The organism is Hymenobacter gummosus, from assembly GCF_003970915.1.
GTDB classification, from domain to species: Bacteria; Bacteroidota; Bacteroidia; order Cytophagales; family Hymenobacteraceae; genus Solirubrum; species Solirubrum gummosum.
On the sequence record NZ_RXOF01000008.1, the window covers coordinates 178,684 to 195,266 of the forward strand.

Sequence of the window (16,583 nt, forward strand, 5' to 3'; positions counted from 1 at the left end):
AACCCCACCCGGCTATGGAACAACGCGTCAATGCCTCCGATGAACTCGACCTGCACCTGCTCTTTTTCAAGCTGCGGGCCCGCTGGCCGCTGTTTCTGGTCAGCCTCGTGCTGGCCGGCGCCGCAGCCTGGCTGTATCTGCAGACCAAGGCGCCGGTGTACGACTTCCGGGCCACCATGCTGCTGGGCAACCAGAGCTCCGGCTCGAAGCGGGCCCAGGAGCTGCTGAACCTGCTGGAAGTCAAGGACCGGGGCATCAAGCTGGAGGACGAGGTGGGGCTGATCAGCTCGGCCGGCATGGTGCGCCAGGCCGTGCAGCGCCTGCCCGAGTTCCAGGTCAGCTACTACGCCGCGCCGGCTAACTGGCTCAATAAGCTGCGCCTGCTGCAAATCCGGGAGCGGCCGGCCGGCTCGGTGCCCTTCCGCATCGTGCCCGACCTGGCGGCCGCCCAGCTCAGCGGGGTGCGGGTGCAGGTGCAGCCCCTGGCCGGCGGCCGCTACCGCGTGACGGCCAAGGCCAAGCAGGGCCAGCTCACCAGTCTGCCCACCGGCGAACTGGTGCGCGAGGTGCTGGGCGTAGACGTGGACCAGACCGTGCAGGCCGGGCAGCCCCTGCAACACCCGCTGCTCAGCCTCACCATCCAGCCCGAGCCCGGCGTGCCGGCCGACCCCAAGGAGCGGTACTACTTCGTGCTCAACGACCTGGGCAGCGTGGCCGGCGACTACCAGGGCCGTTTGCAGGTCCGTTCGGTCGACCACGAGTCGCGCATCATCGAGCTGACGACCAAGGGCACGGTGCCGGCCAAGGAAAAGCAGTTTCTGGACACCTTGATGAGCGTGTTCATTGCCGAGGACCTGCGCGAGAAAAACCTGACCGGCCAGAAAACGGTGGCCTTCCTCGACTCGGAAATCAAGAAGCTTAGCCAGGCCCGGCAGCAGTCGGCCGCGGCGCTGAGCACCTTCCGCGCCACCCGCGGGGTGGTCGACGTGAATGCGCAGTCGTCGGCGGGCATTCAGCAGGCCGCCGGCCTGGAGCTGGAGCGCAGCCGCCTGACCTCGCAGCGCAGCTACTACCAGAACCTGCTCGGGCAGCTCCGCGCCGACCACGCGGTGACGGCCGCCGCCGCCGCCGGGGTGCAGGACGGGGTGCTCAGCTCCCTGATTCTGCAGCTGGCCGACCTCTCGAACCAGAAAGCCGGCCTCGTGGTGAATGCCAGCGTGAACAACCCGCTGGTGACGGTGCTCGATGAACGCATCAAGACCACCAAAGCCTCGCTGGAGCAGAACCTGAGCAGCATGATCCGCAACATGGACATTCAGCTGGCCGACATGGGCGGGCAGCTGGGCCGGGTGCGGGCCGACATGAGCCGCATGCCCGAAAACGAGCGGGAGCTGGCCGTGCTCAAGGGCAAGTCGGACTTCAACGACAAGAATTACAACTTCCTGGTGGAAAAGCGGGCCGAAGCCGCCATTACGCTGGCTACCAACTCCACCGACAAGAAGGTTATCGACGCGGCGGCCATGAACGGTGACGGGCCTTCGGCGCCCAAGCCCATGTTTGTGGGCCTGATGGCCGTGCTGGCCGGCCTGCTCGGGCCGCTGGGCCTGGCCCTGCTGCTCGACAAGGCCAACCGCCGCATCCAGAGCAAGGAAGACCTGGTGCGGGTGACGGACATTCCGATGCTGGGCGTGGTGGCCCACGGCTCCAAGGCCGAGCGCCAGGACATGCTGCGCAACCCCAAGGGCCCCATTGCCGAGTCGTTCCGCTCCATCCGGGTGAACCTGCAGTACCTCTCGGCCGGGCTGGATAAGAAGGTACTGGGCGTCACGTCGTCGGTGCCGGGCGAGGGCAAAAGCTTCTGTGCCGTGAACCTGGCCGTGGAGCTGGCCCACTCGGGCCGCCGGGTGGCCCTGGTCGAAACCGATTTGCGCCGCCCGACCGTGGCCGGCTACTTCGATATGGACGCCGATGCGCCGGGGCTGGCCGCCTACCTCAGCAACCAGCAGCCCCTGGGCATGTGCCTGCGGGCCACCTCGGTACCGAACCTGGATGTGCTCATCTGCGGCCCCATCCCGCCGAACCCCACCGAGCTGCTGGAAAGCCCGCGCATGGCCGGCCTGCTGGAGCAGTTGCGCCAGGAGTACGACTACGTGCTGCTCGACACCCCGCCGGTGGGCTACGTGTCGGAGTACTTCGTGCTCTTGTGCTACCTCGACGCCAACATCTACGTGGTGCGCCAGAACTACACCGACCGGTCGTACATCACGCAGATCAACGAGCTGTACGCCGAGGGCAAGATCAAGCACGTGTACATGGTCATCAACGACATGCACTTCAACAAAACCTACGAGTACCGCTACAAGAAGCAGGCTTACGCCTATGGCTACAGCTAGGCCGACGTACCCCGCCGCACTCGCTCGGCTACTGCCGAGTGCGGCCTACGTGGCTCGGCTGTGCCGAGCACCCGCCCGCGCCATTGGCACGACGATACCCCCACGGCGCGGACGGATTCGGGGCACAGCCCCTCAGGCGTAGTCGTCACGCGGCATAGCCGCGCGACTGCGCCGCCAGGATTACCACTCGCTCCCACATCCCGCCCTACCTCCCACCGCGCCGCTTCCTCCACCTTTTCTCCATGCGCGTATGGCTACCTCTACCGCCGAGGCTCCGCCCCAGAGCCTTACCGCCGCTGCCGTCCAGGGCGTGAAATGGACGACCGCGGCCACGCTGACGACCTCCGTGCTGCAGGTCGGCTACACGGCCGTAATGGCGCGGCTGCTTTCCCCCGAGGCCTTCGGGCTGGTGGCGCTGGCGGGCATTCTGCTGCGCTTCGGCACCTACTTCGCCCAGATGGGCATGGAGCAGGCCATCATTCAGAAGGCCGAGCTGACCGAGCACGACGTGCGCGCCGCCTTCACCTCCTCGGTGGGGCTGAGCGTGCTGTTTGGCGGCCTGCTGGTGGGGCTGGCCCCGCTGGGCGGGCAGCTGCTGGAGCAGCCGGCGGTGGTGCCGGTGGTGCGGGCCCTGGCCGCGGGGCTGCTGTTTACGGGGCTGTTTGCCACCGCCATTAGTTTGCTGCGCCGGCAGATGCGCTTCCGCACGCTGGCGCTGGTGGAAGTCACGGCGTTTCTGGTGGGCTACGCGGGCGTGGGCATCGTGCTGGCCTGGCGCGGGTACGGGGTGTGGAGCCTGGTGGGCGCCCAGCTGGCCCAGGCCGCCGTGCTGATGGTGCTGGCCTACGGGTCTACGCGCCACGCGGTGAAGCCCTTGTTTCACTGGCCTACCTACAAGCCGCTGGTGCATTACGGCGGCTGGTCGTCGGTTATCAGCTTCTGCGAGTACATGACCGGGGAGCTGGACAAGCTCAGCATCAGCCGCTTGTGGGGCGCCGCCGCCGTGGGGCTGTATTCCCGGGCCTGGATGCTTATCGGGCTGCCCATCTACACCCTTTCCTCCAGCGTGGCGCGGGTGGCTTTGCCCTCGTTCAGCCAGGTGCAGCACGACCGGCCCCGGCTGCGCGCGGCCTACCTGCGCAGCCTGGTGCTCATCGGCAGCGTGATTCCGCCGCTGTGCCTGGGCGCGGCCGCCGCCGCCCCGGAAATCGTGCGCGTCATGCTCGGCGACAAGTGGCTGGAGGCCGTGCCGGTGTTTCGGCTGGTGTGCGGGGTGTTTGCCCTGAGCATGATGAACATGTTTGCCGCCACCGTGGCCGACGCCACCGCCACGCTCACCCGCAAATTCTGGCTGACGCTGGCCCACGCCGGGGCGCTGCTGGGACTGTTCGCGCTGCTGCGCGGCTTCGGACTGATTGGCGTAGCGGCGGGCGTGCTGCTGGGCGAGCTACTGCGCACCGTGTTCTACATCCTGCTCATGCGCCGCGTGCTCGACGTGGCGCCAATCAAAGTGTTGGCCTGCTACGGGCCGGCCCTGGTGCTGAGCCTGGGCGTGGCCAGCAGCATAGCCGCGGTGGCCTGGCTGGGGCACGAGGCCGGCTGGCCGCTGCCGCTGGCCTTCGGGGCCGAGGTGCTGGCCGGGGCGGTGAGCCTGGCGGGGCTGGCCGTGCTGCTGCCGCTGCGGCAGCTGCAGCTGGAAGTGGCCCAGCACCTGGGTCATTTGGCGGTGCCGGGCACGGCCGGGCTGCAGAGCTGGCTGCGGCGCCACGCCGGGCGGGTGTCGGTATCGGAATCCACGGCTAGCGTGCTGGTGCCATGAAAATCCACCTCCGCTTCCTGCTGCTGACGGCCATCGTGCTGGTGCTGCTTTCCGACCGCGCCTTTACGCAGTTTGCCTTCGAGCGCGACGACGACCCGCTGCTGGGCAAGTACCAGTACCTGCTGGTGGGCCTGGGCCTGGCCGGCGGCCTGTTCTACTTCCGCACGATGGAGCCGCTGATGCGCACCTGGTTTCTGGTGCTGTTGGGCTGCCTGGGCGGGCTGGCGCTGGAATCCTACCACGGCTGGGGCAGCTGGGCGGTGTACCCGCACGTGTTCAGCAAGCTCACCGTGCTGCTGCCCCTGTTTGCGGTGTACGGCTACTACCGCCGGCGCGGGCTGCCGCCGCTGCCGCTGCTGGTGCGCCTGATTCTGCTCGGGCTGGCCATCAACCTCGCCTTCTTCAACCAGGACGCCCTCTCGCTCAGCGCCTTTCTCGACAACGAGCGGGGCTTCTCCGTCACGTCGGCTTACCTGCTGCTGCCCTGCGCCATGCTGGCCCTGAACTGGTACCTGAGCCGGGGCAACTGGCTGTGGCTGCTCACTTTCCTGGGCTGCGTGGGCCTGATCATCTTCCTGCAGCACCGCACCGTCTGGATTGCCACCGCCGTGGCCCTGGTGCTCAACCTGCTGCTGATCTGGCGCAAGGTGCCCGGCATCCGCCTCTCGCTGCACCGCCTGGGGCCGCTGGTGCTGGTGCCCGTGCTGGCCCTCTCGACGGGCGGGCTGGCGGCGGCGCTGGAAAACCCCAACGTGGTGAAGAAGCTGGTGCAGAGCATCGAGGACATTCAGAACCCCACCAAGCAGGGCACCGGCAGCTGGCGCATGCAGCAGGTGGAGTCGTACACGCCCTTCGTGCAGGAGCGGCCCCTGCTGGGCTGGCGGCTGGATGGCTTCGAGCTGCCGGTGCAGTTCTACAGCCTCGACACCGACGCGCCAGTGTGGGAAAACGGCACTGGCCACCACTTCCACAGCTTCTACCTCGACCGGCTCTTCTACTTCGGCCTGGCCGGGGTGCTGCTGGTGCTGCTGGTGCCCCTCATCGTGGCCGGCCGCCGGCTGCTGAACCCGGCCCCCTTCACTCCCGAAACCGCCGCCCTGCTGGCCTACGCCGGCAGCGCCGTCACCTACGGCATTTCCTACGACTGGCCCGTGTACCTCTACGGGATGCTGGGCCTGGTGCTGGCTGCCATTACCCAGCCGGCTGCGCTACCCGCGGCGGCGCCCGCCCCCCGGCGCCGCGCTGAACCACTTGCTCCGCCTCAACCTCACTTGCTGCGTCATGTACCTGCCTGATACCGACACCCTGCCGCTGCGCCCGCCCCGGGCCGCGCAGACGCCGGCGTCGCCCCCCTTGGCCCCGGCCCGCCCGCTGCGCGTGCTGTGGCTGGCGCCCTACCCCTACTCCTACACGCCCACCACGCACCCGGTGCCGTGGGTGGTATCCTTGGCCCAGCGCCTCGCCGCCCGGCCCGCCGAGGTCGATTTGACCATCGTGAACTGGGAAGAAACCCTGCGCACCGACGAGGAGCACTACGAGCAGGACGGCCTGCACTTCGTGTTCCTGCGCACGCCCCGCACCCGCCACGACATCCTCACGCTCTACCGCTGGCGCGTGGCCGTGGTGGCCCGCTGGCTGCGCCGCCACTACCGGCACTACGACGTGATTCACCTGCACGGCTCGGAGCTGCAGCTGCCCGCCGTGGTGGCCGGCCTGCCCACCGATGAAGTGCCGGTGGTGCTGTCGGTGCAGGGCATCGTATCGGAGTGCGTGAAGTACGTGCCCGAGCTGTCGTGGTACAAGGCCCTGTGGACGCTGGCCGGCTTCTACGAGCGGCGCTACCTGCCCCACATTCAGCACTTTCTCTGCCGCACCCACTGGGACTCGGCCCACATGCAGCGCCTCAGCCCCGGCGCCCGGATTCACCACAACTGGGAGATGCTGCGGCCCGAGTTCTACGCCGCCACCCGGCAGCCCCTGCCCCAGCCCGACGTGGCCCGGAACCCGCAGATTCTCTTCGTGGGCGGGCACCAGGTGATGAAAGGCTTCCGCGAAGCCCTGGCCACCTACGCCCGCCTGCGCCCCGAAATGCCGGGTTTGCAGCTCATCGTGGCCGGCCACGTGGGCGCGCGGGAGTGGGCCGAGGAAAGCCGGCGCGCCGGCCTCCTCGACCTGGGCCCCGACGACGTGCAGTGCGTGGGCAACCTCTCGGCGGCTGAGCTGGTGGGCTGGATGCGGCGCTGCTTCTGCCTGCTGCACCCCTCCTACATCGACAACAGCCCCAACAGCGTGTGCGAGGCCCAGATGGCCGGCCTGGCCGTGGTGGCCTCCGACGTGGGCGGCGTCAGCTCCCTGGTGCGCGACGACGAAACCGGCCTGCTCAGCTCCCTGCAGCCCGAGCAGCTGGCCGCGCGCGTCCGCCGCCTCTACCACGATGCCCCGCTGCGCCGCCGCCTCACCATTGCCGCCCAGGCCAAAGCCCTGCGCCGCCACCACCCCGACACCATCGTGCAGCGCACCGTGGACTTGTACCGCCTGCTGAGCCAGGGCGCGGGCTAGAATAGAAAATCGGCTGTCATCCTGAGGCGCAGCCGAAGGACCTTCCTCCCACCCCGCACCGCCGCTGATGCCAACGCTCTGACGCCGCCCGTGCGGACGTGGTAAGCTCTTTCGGCTGCGCCGTACGCCAGATGAAGGATAACAGAAAGCAACACAACTACCCCTCCACCCCATGACCACCACACCTACTCCTGACGACCTTTACCAGACGCCGGTGCTGCTGCTGGTGTTCAACCGCCCCGATACCACGCGGCAGGTGCTGGCGGCCCTGCGCCGGCTGCGCCCCGCCCGCCTGTACGTGGCCGCCGACGGCCCCCGCGCCCACCGCCCCGCCGACGCCGCGCTCTGCCAGCAGGTGCGCGAGCTGGTGCTGGCCGGCGTCGACTGGCCCTGCGAGCTGCGCACCCGCTTCAGCGAGGTAAACCTGAACTGCGGCCTGGGCCCGGCCACCGCCATCAGCTGGTTTTTCGGCCACGAGTCGGAGGGCATCATCCTCGAAGACGACTGCCTGCCCACGCCGGCCTTTTTCCGCTTCTGCGCGGAAATGCTCAGCCGCTACCGCCACGATACCCGCGTGCTGCACGTGGGCGGCAACAACTTCAGCCGCGAGGCCCAGCGCCCCCAGCCCGCCGGCGCCGACTCCTACTACTTCTCCGGGCAAGTCAACAGCTGGGGCTGGGCCACCTGGCGCCGCGCCTGGCACCTGTTCGACTTCCACCTGGGCCTGTGGCCCGAGCTGGAGCGCCGCGGGCAGCTGCGGCAGCTCTACCCCTCGGCCCTGGAACGGCGCTACTGGCTGCCCAAATTCCGCGCCCTGCACACCGCCCCCACCCCACCCGATATCTGGGACTACCAGTGGCACTTCGCCGTGGCCGCCCACGCCGGCCTGTGCATCGTGCCGGCCGTAAACCTGGTGCGCAACATCGGCTTCGGCCAGGACGCCACCCACACCCTGCACGCCGGCGACTCCTTCGCCGACGTGCCCACCGCCGAGCTGCGCTGGCCCCTGCAGCACCCGCCCACCGTGCTGCGCGACCGGCCCCGCGACCGGCAGCGCTTCCGTGAGTTTATGCTCGGGCGCGTGTGGGCCCTGCTGCAGCGCCTGCCCGCCCGCCTGCTGCCCGGGCGGCCCGCCACTCCGGCCGCCGCTGCCCTGCCCCAACCCAACCTTGCCACCGGTTCAGCGGCTCCGGCGCCCGGGCTGCCCAACGCCGCGCCCGCCGGGCTTTCCGCCACCATCAACCTCGCCCGCTCATGAACGTGCTGCTCTCCGCCTACGCCTGCAACCCCCGCCAGGGCGGCGAATCGGGCAACGGCTTCCACTGGGCCTGGGAGCTGGCCCGGCAGGGCCACCGCGTGTGGTGCCTCACCACCGACCTGGAGCGCGACGACCTGGACTCCTACCTGGCCGGGCGCCCCGACGACCCGGTGGCCGCCCGCATCGAGGTGGTGTACGTGCTGGTAGCCAGCTGGGTGCGCTTCCTCTACCGCTGGCAGTTTGGGGTGTATCTGCACTACCTGGTGTGGCAGTACCAGGCCTGGCGCTGCGCCCGCCTCCTCGACCGCAGCGTGGATTTCGACCTCGTGCACCACGCCACTTACGGCAGCCTGCAGATGGGCTCCTGGCTGTGGCGCCTGGGCAAGCCGCTGGTGTTCGGGCCGGTGGGCGGCGGGCAACGGGCCCCCAAGGATTTCCGCGGCTACATTCCCAACTGGTTCAAGACCGAAACCCTGCGCGACTTTATCGGCTGGGCCTTGATGACCTTCGACCCGAACGTGCGCCAGACCATGCGCCACGCCGCCGTGGTGCTGACTTCCAACCGCGAAACGGCCCAAATGGCCCGCCGCCTGGGCGCCCGCCGCGTGGAGCTGCTGCTCGACACCGGCCTGCCCGAGTCGTTCTACGGCCAGGATTTCACCGAGCGGCCGCCCCACGCCGAGCTGCGCCTGCTCTGGCTGGCCCGCCTCTACCCGCGCAAAGCCCTGCCCCTGGTGCTTGAAGCCTTGAGCAAGGTCGACCCGCGGGTCAATTTCCGCCTCACCGTCATCGGCGACGGGCCGATGGGGCCGCTGGTGCCCGGCTGGATCAGCCAGTACGGCCTGCAGCAGCGCGTGACCTGGCTGGGCGAGGTGCCCTGGCCCCAGATTCCGGCCCAGCTGCGCGCCCACGACGTGTTTCTGTTCGGCAGCCTGCGCGACGCCTTTGCCTCGCAGTTTCTCGAAGCCATGGCCTGCGGCCTGCCCATCATTACCCTCGACCACCAGGGCGCCCGCGACTTTATCCCGCTTAGCGCGTCGATAAAAGTGCCCGTGACCACGCCCGCCGAAACCTCCGCCGGCCTGGCCCGCGCCGTGGAGCAGCTGGCCGCCGCCCCCGTCCGCCGCGCCGCCATGGCCCGCGCCGCCTACGAGTTTGCCCTCACCCAGACCTGGCCCGCCCGCGCCGCCCGCTTCCGCGCCCTGCTCGACTCGCTGCCCCTGCGCCGCCCCGCCACTACCCGCCTGCCCCTGCCCGAGCCGGCCCCGGCAGTGCTGGCGGCGTCGTGAAATCGGCGCGGTCATCCTGAGCAGAGCGAAGGACCTTACCACGTCAGATAGATACTCCCTAACGCCGCGTCGCTCAGACTTGATAAGGTCCTTCCTGCGTCAGGATGACAGCTTAAACAACGGGCCGCCTGCCACTCACCATTTCACCACCTCGCCATTTTACCGATGCTCTACATCGTCATCCCCGTTTTCAACCGCTTGGCTTACACCCGCGCCTGCCTCGACGCGCTGCGCCGCCAGACCAACCAGCAGTTCCGCACGGTGGTCGTCGACGACGGCAGCACCGACGGCACGGCCGAGGCGCTGGCCCGCGACTACCCCGAAGTGACCGTGCTGCCCGGCACCGGCCAGCTGTTCTGGACGGCCGGCGTGAACCTGGGTTTGCGCTACGCCCTGGGCGAAGGCGCCGACCGGCTCATGACCATGAACAACGACGTGGAAGCCGCCCCGGACTTCGTGGCGCGCATGCTGCACTGGGCGGCACGGCAGCCGGAGGCCCTGCTGGGGGCCCTGGAGCTGGACATCAAAACCCAGCAACCGGTGTACGGCGGGGAGCAGTTCAGCTGGCTGACCCACCGCAGCCGGGAGCTGCTGCCGCTGCTGGCCCCGCCCCAGCAGCGCGGGCTGCACGCCGTCAGCTACCTGCCCGGCCGCGGCCTGCTGATTCCGGCCCGGGTAGTAGCCGCCATCGGCCTGTTCGACGAAAAGCGCCTGCCCCACTACCTCGCCGACTACGATTACACCACTGTGGCCCGCCGCCACGGCTTCCCGGTGTACCTCAACTACGACGCCCGGCTGCTGACCTACCCCGAAGAAAGCGGGCAGGAGCAAACGCGCAAGCAGCGCACCCTGCGGGGCTACGCCGAGCACCTGTTCGGCATCCGCGGCGGCGGTAACCTGCGCAACTTCACCCACTTCGCCCTCAAGAACTGCCCCCCACTGCTGCTGCCCACCTTTCTGCTGAACGGCTACGCCCGCCGCCTGGGCGGCTACTTCCTGCACTGACGTTGCTAGTTGAGTTGCTAGTTGCTGGTAAGAAAGAACGTCATGTCGAGCATGTCGCGCATCAAGCGAGGATCGAGACATCTCGCGTGCTGACAGCAGATAGTAAAATCTTAGTCCAAAAAGTGAATTACTATCGGACAAGATTCCTCGACTTCGCTCGGAATGACGGCCTAATTGAGCACGCGAGACGTCTCGACAAGCTCGACATGACGACCTGACGAATGCGGCGCCAGCGCCCCGGTTCCCACGCCAACTCACCATTTCACCACCTCACCATCTGACCTGATGGTCATCCTCATCAAACGCTTCGGCCAGCTGGGCAACCGGCTGTTTCTCTTCGCCCACCTCGTGGCCAACGCCGCCGAGCACGGCTACGCCCTGGCCAACCCCAGCTTCAACGGCTACGCCCGCTTCTTCCGCGCCCCCGCCACCGGCGACTTCGGCGGCCTGCCCATCCGCGTGCCCGTGCTGCCCGAAGCCCCGGACAAGGAGCGGTGGCTCGACCGGCTGTTCGGCCTGGTGCAGCGCCCGCAGATTTTCGACGCCCTGCACCGCCTGCGCCGCCGCCTGGCGACGCCGCGGCTGCCCGAGCTGCTCTACCTCAACGACGACCACGGCTACGACCTCAACCAGCCCGACTTCCAGCGCCTGGCCCAGGGCCACCGCCCGGTGCTGCTGCACGGCTGGTGCTTCCGCGACCGGCCCAACCTGCGCAAGCACGCCGCGCTGATCCGCCGGCTGTTCGACCTCATCGAGCCGCACCGCGCCGCCGTGGACCAGGTGCTGGCCCGGGCCCGGCAGGAGGCCGACGTGCTGGTGGGCATCCACATCCGCCGCGGCGACTACGCCACTTACTTCGACGGCCGCTACTACTACGACGACGCCACCTACCACCGGCTGATGCGCGAGTTGGCCGCTCAGTTTCCGCCCGCTACCCGCGTGGCCTTCCTGGTAGCCGCCTCCGAGGCCCCGCCCCCGCCCGAAGCCTTTCTGGGCCTCACGGTGCGCTACGCCTCCGGGCACTTCGTGGAGGACATGTACGCCCTGGCCGGCTGCGACTACCTGCTCGGCCCGCCCAGCTCCTACTCCATGTGGGCCTCCTTCTACGGCGAAGTGCCCCTGCTGCACGTGGAAACGCCCACCCAAGCCGTGCCGCTGGCCGATTTTGCGGTGTACCAGGACCAGTAAGCTGTAGACTCAGCGCGGATGATAAAGCGGCCAATCCGCACCTGCATCAACCGGAAAATTCATCGACATCCAGCTCCTGATACCTGCCCGCGCCATGCCCCGCTGATTACCATCCGCCGCCCGCTCCGCCGCCGATTCGTCCACGAACCCACCCTTTCTTTATGCTGCGCTTGCTCGTGACGCTCATGCTGGCGGCTTGCCTGGTGCTGCCGGCCACCCGCTCCGACCAGGGGCCTTCGGCGGCCACGCTGGTCATCCGGCGCGGGGGCACGTACTCGGGCACCTTCCGCAGCCTCGATTCGGGCCGGCCCTGCGTGCGCATTGCCACCACCGAGCCCGTCGTGCTGGATTCGTGCGTGTTCGAGGGCGCGGGCACCCTGGTGGAGTGCCAGCTGGCCGGCGCCCGGCTGACCATCCGGCGCTGCGTGGGCCGGGGCCTGCCGCCCACCAAGGACCAGACGCCCCGGGGCCGCTTTCTGACGGTCAGTGAAGCCCGCTCGGTGCGCGTGGAGCAGTGCCTGCTAGAGCAAACCAGCGGCATTTACGTGTACAAATGGAGCGGTGACGGTTCGCCCCGGCAGACGCTGAAGGTGCTCGGCAACCGGGTGCGCAACATCGACGGGCGCTACCGCGACGGGGGCGGGCTGACGGTGAGCTTCGTGGGGCTGAACCAGGTGCGCGGGGTGGCCGGCATCGAAATAGCCTGGAACGAGGTAATAAGCCGCCCCGACGAGTCGATGGTGGAGGACAACATCAACCTCTACAATTCCTCCGGCACGCCCGCCAGCCCCATTCGCGTGCACGACAACTACGTGCAGGGCGCCTACCCCTACCCCGCTGCCAGCACCAAGTTTTCGGGCACGGGCATGACCACCGACGGCGACGGCAGCTCGGCCCTGACCACCACGGCCTACGTGGAGGCCTACCAGAACCAGTTCGTCTCCACTTGCAACGCGGCCATGAACATTGCCGCCGGCCACCACATCCGCTACCACCACAACCGCCTGGTGACCAGCAGCCGCCTGCCCGATGGCCGCCCGCTGCCGACCACCTACGCCGCCACGGCCGTGTTCAACGCCTACAACAAGCCCGCCACGGTGTTTTTTGCCCACCGCGTCGACCACAACGTGATTGGCTACGCCAAGCCCGGCTACCGCATTCCGCTGCCCGACCGCCACGACCTGAGCCACGAGAACTGCCAGCCCTGCACAGATAACGAGCATTTGCCCAACCCGATAACCCTGGACTCGGAGCGGCAGGAGTGGCTGCTCTGGCAGCAGAAGCAGGCCCGAAGAGTCCAGGTTGCGCCGTTGGTAGCCGACGCTTACTGAGGTCCGCGCATTTTTTTTCTTAACCCCCTCATTTTAATCCCCTTGCCGGTTGTCGCGCTCTGCGGCCCAGCAAGGGGATTTTTGAATATATGACTACCATTGTAAATAAAAATAGTGCAATAAAAAAAATAACCCTACGTGGCTTGACCAAAACGTTTTTTTATACATTTGTATCGAACACCTGGTACTGAATTATGACTATTCTTAGTCTATCAGTCAAGATTCTTTGCTGCGCCGGGCTTTTGGCCGCGGTGGCCGAATCCAAAGCCGGCACGCAGGGAACTGAGCGAGGCGGTTGTCACTAGGGCAACGCCTGATGAAGTTGGGAAGGTGCTAGTTGGACGCTCAATCTTGAAATTCAGCCGAATAACCGCTTAATCATTTGCTTTCTGCCCCGCCACGGGATGCCCCGCGCTCAACGCATGAGCCGGCCCCCACGGTGATACGGCCGGGTCAGAAGTAAATTTTCAGGGCGAAAAAGCTGGACTACGGGGCTAAAACAAGCAATAGCACAAAAACCACCTGACGCCCGGGAACGAAATTGAATTTGTCTCGGGTTAGGGGGTAACATTCAACAATAGAGATTCTTCTCTAAACCAAATCAGAATGCAAAAAACCTCTGGAATCCTGCCGCGGACTGTTTCCCGCCCCAGCCAATCCTCTGGTGCACGCTTTCTGCCCATGCTGGCGTTCGTGCTCTTCGTTCTTGGTCTGCGCCCCGCGCCGGCCCTGGCCCAGGCGCCGAACGTTACTTACAACGGGCCGCTGACCATCACCCGCGGCGGTACTTACTCCGGTAACTACCGTAGCACCGACTCTAACACGCCGGTAATCCGCATCGAAACCGCCGACCCGGTCATCATCGAAAACAGCATCCTGGCGGGTGCCGGTGACATCATCTGGGCCAACAACGGCGCCGCGAACCTGACCATTCGCAACAACCAGGCCTATGGCCTGACTCCCTCGCAGGACGGCCGCGGCCGGGGCCGCTTCCTGGCCGCCTCCAGCGCCCGCAACCTGAACGTGACCAGCAACTACCTGGAGCACACCACGGGCTTCACCATCTACCAGTGGAGCGGCGACGGCTCGCCCTCGCAGACGGTGACCATCCTGCGCAACAAGGTGAAGAACATCGACGGGCGCCACCGCAACGGGGGCTTCACCATGTCGAACTTCGTGGGCCTGAACACGGTGCGCAACGTGGGCAACATCGAAATTGCCTGGAACCAGGTGATTAACGAGCCCGACGTTAGCTCGGTGGAAGACAACATCAACTTCTACAACTCGGGCGGCACCAGCTCCTCGCCGGCCCGCGTGCACGACAACTACGTGCAGGGCGCCTACCCGCTGCCCGCTACCGACCCGGTTTTCTCGGGCACCGGCTTCACCACCGACGGCGACGGGTCGTCGGCCTCGACCACGGCGGCCTTCATTCAGGCCTACAACAACCAGTTCATCTCGACCTGCAACGCGGCCATGAACATTGCCGCCGGCCACGACATCCGCTTCTACAACAACCGGATGATTACCAGCGCCATGCTGCCCGACGGGCGCCGCCTCAACGGTACCTACGCGGCTACGGCCATCTTCAACGCCTACCAGCAGCCGAGCTCGGTGATGTACAACAACTCCGTTGACAACAACACCATCGGCTTCATCAAGTGGGGCTACTCCTCGCCCTACCAGGACCGCCACGACCTGAGCTCGGGTGCCTGCGCCAACTGCCCGAACAACACCCACCTGCCGAACCCCATCACGGTGCAAACCGAGCAGAACGAGTTTACGCTCTGGACCCAGAAGCTCGCGCAGAACGGCATCACCCTGGGCGTAGGCGGCTCGGGCACCTCGACGGGCACCACCACCACGCCGACCACCCCCACGACCCCGACCACGCCGACGACGCCGACTACCCCCAGCACGGGCAGCGGCAACACCGGCAGCACGCCGATGAGCGGCCCGAGCGGCTACACCTTCTTCCGCGGTATCAACGTGAACGGCGCGGCCGTAACCCTGGACGGCAACGCCTGGGAAGCTGCCAGCGGCGCCGCCAACGTAACCGTGAACGGCACGGCCCTGTCGGCCCCGACGGTGGGCATCAGCCCGAACACCGAGGCCGCCCGCGCCGACATGATTCGCTCCTTCGTGTACAGCCGCAACGTGACGGCCAGCATCGGCGGGGTGAGCAACGGCACCTACGGCGTGTACCTCTACCTGTGGGAGGACAACTCGCCCGAAACCTTCGACATCTCGGTGCAGGGCCAGACGGTTCGCGCCGGCTTCAACAGCGGCGCGGCCGGCAGCTGGCAGCGCGTGGGTCCCTTCACGGCCAACGTGACCAACGGCAGCATCAGCATCGCCACCTCGGGCGGCGACGCCAACCTCTCGGGCATCGAAATCTGGAAGCAGAACGCGGCCCCGGCCAACCAGGCCCCGACCGTGAGCCTGGCCTCTTCGGCCACTTCGGTGACGGTGAACACCGCCCTGACGCTGACGGCCACGGCCGCTGACGCCGACGGGACGGTCAGCAAAGTGGAGTTCTTCAACGGCACGACCAAAATCGGCGAAGACACCTCGGCCCCTTATTCGCTGAGCTACACGCCCTCGGCCACCGGCACCCTCTCGCTGACGGCCAAGGCTACCGACAACGCCGCTGCCACGACCACCTCGACGGCCGTATCGGTTACGGTGAATGCCGCCCCGACGGCTCCGACCACCTCGCTGCCGGCTCCGGCCAACGCCACGTTCTACCGCGGCATCAACGTGGGGGGCTCGGCCCTGAGCATCGACGGCAACAACTGGGAGGCGGGCACCGCCACCGGCGTGACGCTGACGGGCATGGTGTTCAACAACCGCAACACCACCCTGAGCCCCGCCGCTGATGCCAACCGCACCAGCATGCTGACCGACGCCGTGGGCGGCAATACGGTCGGCGCTTCGCTCTCGGGCGTGCCGGCCGGCACCTACTCGGTGTACGCCTACCTGTGGGAAGACAACGCCCCGGAAACGGCCAACATCGTTGTGAACGGCGCCACGGTGCAGGCTAACGTAAACACCGGCGCGGCCGGCAGCTGGCAGCGGGTGGGCCCCTACCAGGTAACGGTCACGAACGGCACCATCGCCCTGTCGACCACGGGCGGGCACCCCAACCTCTCGGGCCTGGAAGTGTGGAAGCACAACACGACCACCACGACCCCGACCACGCCGACGCGCACCCTGTACCGGGCCGTGAACCTGAACGGGGCCGCCACCACCATCGACGGCGTGGCCTTCGAAGCCGGCACGACGGCCCGCAACATCAGCACGAACGGCGGCAAGCTGGTGGCCTCGACGGTCAACCCGAACCCGGCCACCGACGCCAACCGCACCAGCATGCTGCGCTCCTTCATCTGGGGCCTGAACCTGAACCTGAGCGTGCAGAGCGTGCCGAACGGCACCTACGAAGTGGCCTACTACGTGTTCGAGGACAACGCCGCTGAAACGGTAAGCGCCACGGTGAACGGCCAGGCCGTACTGACCAACTACAGCACCGGCTCGGCCGGCACCTGGCGCAAGACCACCCCGGTGCGCGTGACGGTGACCAACGGGCAGATTACGCTGCAGAGCACCGGCGGCTACCTGAACGTGTCGGGCCTGGAAATCTACCGCGTCCAGTAAGCCTCGCCTGCCGCTTAAAGCATTCTGATTCCACCGCGACAACGCCCGGCCCTTGGTCGGGCGTTGTCTGTTGGTGGGCGGCTGTAG

The 16,583-nt window shown here is 67.3% G+C and carries 10 protein-coding genes; all 10 read left to right on the forward strand.

What is annotated here, in order from left to right:
• Nucleotides 1–14: 14 nt before the first annotated feature.
• A complete protein-coding gene (locus EJV47_RS15260) occupies nt 15–2,393 on the forward strand; it encodes a polysaccharide biosynthesis tyrosine autokinase (RefSeq protein ID WP_126694024.1) in 2,379 nt (792 codons plus the stop codon).
• Between the two features lie 250 nt (nt 2,394–2,643).
• The gene (locus EJV47_RS15265) at nt 2,644–4,212 is read left to right on the forward strand and encodes a lipopolysaccharide biosynthesis protein (protein ID WP_126694025.1); all 1,569 of its coding nucleotides are present in this window, start codon (nt 2,644–2,646) and stop codon (nt 4,210–4,212) included.
• Nucleotides 4,209–5,507 (forward strand): O-antigen ligase family protein, encoded by a 1,299-nt coding sequence (locus tag EJV47_RS15270; RefSeq protein ID WP_126694026.1) that lies wholly within the window; start codon nt 4,209–4,211, stop codon nt 5,505–5,507. The genes EJV47_RS15265 and EJV47_RS15270 overlap by 4 nt, the downstream gene beginning before the upstream one ends.
• The gene (locus EJV47_RS15275) at nt 5,494–6,771 is read left to right on the forward strand and encodes a glycosyltransferase family 4 protein (RefSeq protein ID WP_126694027.1); all 1,278 of its coding nucleotides are present in this window, start codon (nt 5,494–5,496) and stop codon (nt 6,769–6,771) included. Before EJV47_RS15270 ends, EJV47_RS15275 begins: the two co-directional genes overlap by 14 nt.
• 172 nt (nt 6,772–6,943) lie before the next feature.
• Nucleotides 6,944–8,029: a nucleotide-diphospho-sugar transferase gene (locus EJV47_RS15280; RefSeq protein ID WP_126694028.1), complete on the forward strand. Its 1,086-nt coding sequence runs from the start codon at nt 6,944–6,946 to the stop codon at nt 8,027–8,029.
• Nucleotides 8,026–9,318: a glycosyltransferase family 4 protein gene (locus EJV47_RS15285; protein ID WP_126694029.1), complete on the forward strand. Its 1,293-nt coding sequence runs from the start codon at nt 8,026–8,028 to the stop codon at nt 9,316–9,318. Before EJV47_RS15280 ends, EJV47_RS15285 begins: the two co-directional genes overlap by 4 nt.
• A 165-nt stretch (nt 9,319–9,483) precedes the next feature.
• Entirely contained in the window at nt 9,484–10,323 is an 840-nt protein-coding gene (locus tag EJV47_RS15290) for a glycosyltransferase family 2 protein (protein WP_126694030.1), read from the forward strand.
• A gap of 285 nt (nt 10,324–10,608) precedes the next feature.
• Nucleotides 10,609–11,511 (forward strand): O-fucosyltransferase family protein, encoded by a 903-nt coding sequence (locus tag EJV47_RS15295; protein ID WP_126694031.1) that lies wholly within the window; start codon nt 10,609–10,611, stop codon nt 11,509–11,511.
• A 161-nt stretch (nt 11,512–11,672) separates the two neighbouring features.
• The gene (locus EJV47_RS15300) at nt 11,673–12,842 is read left to right on the forward strand and encodes a hypothetical protein (RefSeq protein WP_126694032.1); all 1,170 of its coding nucleotides are present in this window, start codon (nt 11,673–11,675) and stop codon (nt 12,840–12,842) included.
• 693 nt (nt 12,843–13,535) lie between these two features.
• Nucleotides 13,536–16,496: an Ig-like domain-containing protein gene (locus EJV47_RS15305; RefSeq protein WP_165903780.1), complete on the forward strand. Its 2,961-nt coding sequence runs from the start codon at nt 13,536–13,538 to the stop codon at nt 16,494–16,496.
• Nucleotides 16,497–16,583: the final 87 nt, after the last annotated feature.